The organism is Pelomonas sp. KK5, assembly GCF_001984095.1.
Taxonomy (GTDB): Bacteria; Pseudomonadota; Gammaproteobacteria; order Burkholderiales; family Burkholderiaceae_C; genus KK5.
In genome coordinates this window covers 1-2,351 of record NZ_LYVQ01000420.1, presented here as the reverse complement: position 1 = coordinate 2,351, position 2,351 = coordinate 1, and the positions used below count along the sequence as shown (strand labels likewise).

2 protein-coding genes and 1 pseudogene are annotated in these 2,351 nt (G+C 70.5%); all 3 read right to left on the bottom strand.

Going from position 1 to position 2,351, the window contains the following annotated elements; all coding sequences use genetic code 11:
* Positions 1 to 119: 119 nt before the first annotated feature.
* On the bottom strand, positions 120 to 1,355 hold the full coding sequence (locus B0W88_RS31215) for an NAD(P)/FAD-dependent oxidoreductase (protein WP_077038350.1): 1,236 nt from the start codon (positions 1,353 to 1,355) through the stop codon (positions 120 to 122).
* 32 nt (positions 1,356 to 1,387) lie between these two features.
* A complete protein-coding gene (locus B0W88_RS31210; RefSeq protein ID WP_198937995.1) occupies positions 1,388 to 1,660 on the bottom strand; it encodes a hypothetical protein in 273 nt (90 codons plus the stop codon).
* A pseudogene (locus B0W88_RS34030) lies at positions 1,657 to 2,351 on the bottom strand (hypothetical protein); the annotation flags it as partial. The gene B0W88_RS31210 and the pseudogene B0W88_RS34030, both read right to left, overlap by 4 nt.

Below are 2,351 nucleotides of genomic sequence, written 5' to 3'. Positions count from 1 at the left end.
GAGCCCACCGCCGGCACCCAGGCTGGCCGGCGCCAGGCGCGGCTCGGGCAGGCCGGGCCGCGCCGGCTGCGGCACGCTCGCGCAGGCAGCCAGGCCCAGGGCCAGCGCCGCGGCCAGGATCAGCCGGCGGTGGCGCACAGCTGCTCCAGCGTCTTCAGCCGCGCGGGCTGTGCGACGTACGGATTGCCCCGATCCCAGGCATAGCCGGCCAGGATGGCGGAGATCATGCGGCGCACCTCGGGCGACTGCTCGCGATGGAAGATCACGTCCTGGAAGCCGCCGCGATACCAGCTCTCGACGAAGGCGCGGAAGGCGTCGACGCCACCCTTCAGCGGCACCGCGTAGTCGGCCTCCCAGTCCACCGCCTCGCCGGCCAGCTGGCGGGCGATCGCCGCAGCCGCGAGGCTGGCCGACTTGACCGCGATCGTCACGCCGCTGGAGAAGACCGGGTCCAGGAACTCGCCGGCATTGCCCAGCAGCGCGAAGTTGCGGCCCCAGAGCGATTTCACGTTGGCCGCATAGCCGTTCAGCGTGCGGGCGGGGGTGTCCCACACGGCATCCTTCAGCAGGCCGGCCAGCGTGGGCGTCTCGGCGATGATGGCGCGCAGCCTGGCGGTCTCGTCGCCCTCGTAGCTGGCGAAGAACTCGCTGCGCGCCACCACGCCCTGCGAGCAGCGGCCGTTGGAGAACGGGATGGTCCAGAACCAGACGTCCACATGCTCCGGGTGCACGCTGACCAGGATCTTGTTGCGGTCGAAGCCGGGATCGCTGATGCGGTCTTCCACATGGGTGAAGAAGGCGCCGCGAAGCGGGAAGTTCGACGGCGTCTCCAGGTCCAACAGGCGCGGCAGCACGCGGCCGAAGCCGCTGGCGTCCAGCAGGAATCGGGCGCGAACCTCGTAGATGTCACCGTCCGGTGACTTGACGGTCAGCCGCGGCTGCTCGCCGGCGACGTCCACCGCCATCACCTGGTGCTGGTAGCGGACCTCCGCACCGGCCTTCTCGGCGGCCTTGGCGAGCACATGGTCGAAGCTGGCGCGCTGCACCTGGTAGGTGGTGCCCCAGCCGGCCGAGAACTTGTCGCGGAAGTCGAAGGCGGTGGCCTTGTCGCCGCGGCGGAAGGCGGCCCCGTTCTTGTACTGGAAGCCGGCCTCGACGACATCCTGCAGGAAGCCGGCCTCCTCGATGTAGACCATCGACTGCGGCAGCAGGCTCTCGCCGATCGAGAAGCGCGGGAACTGCTGCTGCTCGATCACCAGCACGTCACGCCCCTGCTTGCGCAGCAGGCCCGCGGCGACCGAGCCGGCCGGGCCGGCCCCGATGATGACGATTTCTCGTTCCTGGACTTGCGACATCGTGTGGTTCTCCCTGTTTGAAATGCTTCGGCTCAATGGAGCCAGTCGGCGGCGCGCGCGATGCCGACCAGGCCGACCAGGATCCAGAAGGTATTGAGCAAGGTGTAGGCGCGGTCGCGCTTCAGCGCCGAGCACCACGACAGCAGCGCGGCGTCGATCGTGTTGAAGACCCACACGAACATGAAGGGGCTGGCCGGCCCCATCCAGCTCACCAGGCTGAAGCTGAAGATGCGCATCAGCACGCCGATCATCTCGAGCGTGCGCATGTGGCGGCGGACAAAGCGGTTGCTGGCGGCAAGGGTCATTCGCGGGTGTCGGGCATGAACAGCGGTGTGAGGAACCAGGCCAGCGCGATGCCCAGCAGCATCGTCAGGCCGAAGGCGCGCAGGGCCGGCGTACCGGACAGGGCCAGCAGGCCGAAGGCCAGCAGCGTGGAGGCCGCGGCGAGGCTGACGGAAAGGAAGGGGCGGATCGCACTGCGCGCCGGCTGCTCCAGCAGGAAGATGCCGTAGTCCACGCCCATGCCCAGGATCAGCAGCAGGGCCAGCACGTTGAACAGCTGCAGCGGCTGGCCGAACAGCGCCGGCAAGGCCAGCGCCAGCGCGCTGGCCAGCAGCGTGGGCAGCAGCGCGCGCCAGGCGCGGCGGCCGAAGCGCCAGCCCAGCGCGGCGAACACCAGCAGGTAGCTCGCGCCGATCACCCAGGCCATCAGCACGCGGGTGCGGGCCAGCACGGCGGAGATCTCGCCGACCTTGTCCACCCATTGCACGCCTGGGCCTTGCAGGCCGGGCAGCGGCTTCGCATCGGCGACGTGAGCCAGCAGCACGACGCTGCCGAAGGACGCGCCCTCGAAGCGGCCCAGCCACTGGTGGCGCACCGGCTCCGACACCGGCGCGGCCAGGAAGGCGGCAGGCAGCAGCGGGGCGAAGGCGCGGGCCGGCGGGGCCGCGGGCCGTTCGTCGAGCAGCCTGCCGGCCTCGGCGAGCAGCTCGCCCC

Bases quoted from the DNA above. Each gene is read 5' to 3' on its own strand.
- B0W88_RS31215 (WP_077038350.1), bottom strand. From the start codon at position 1,355: ATGTCGCAAGTCCAGGAACGAGAAATCGTCATCATCGGGGCCGGCCCG.
- B0W88_RS31210 (WP_198937995.1), bottom strand. From the start codon at position 1,660: ATGACCCTTGCCGCCAGCAACCGCTTTGTCCGCCGCCACATGCGCACG.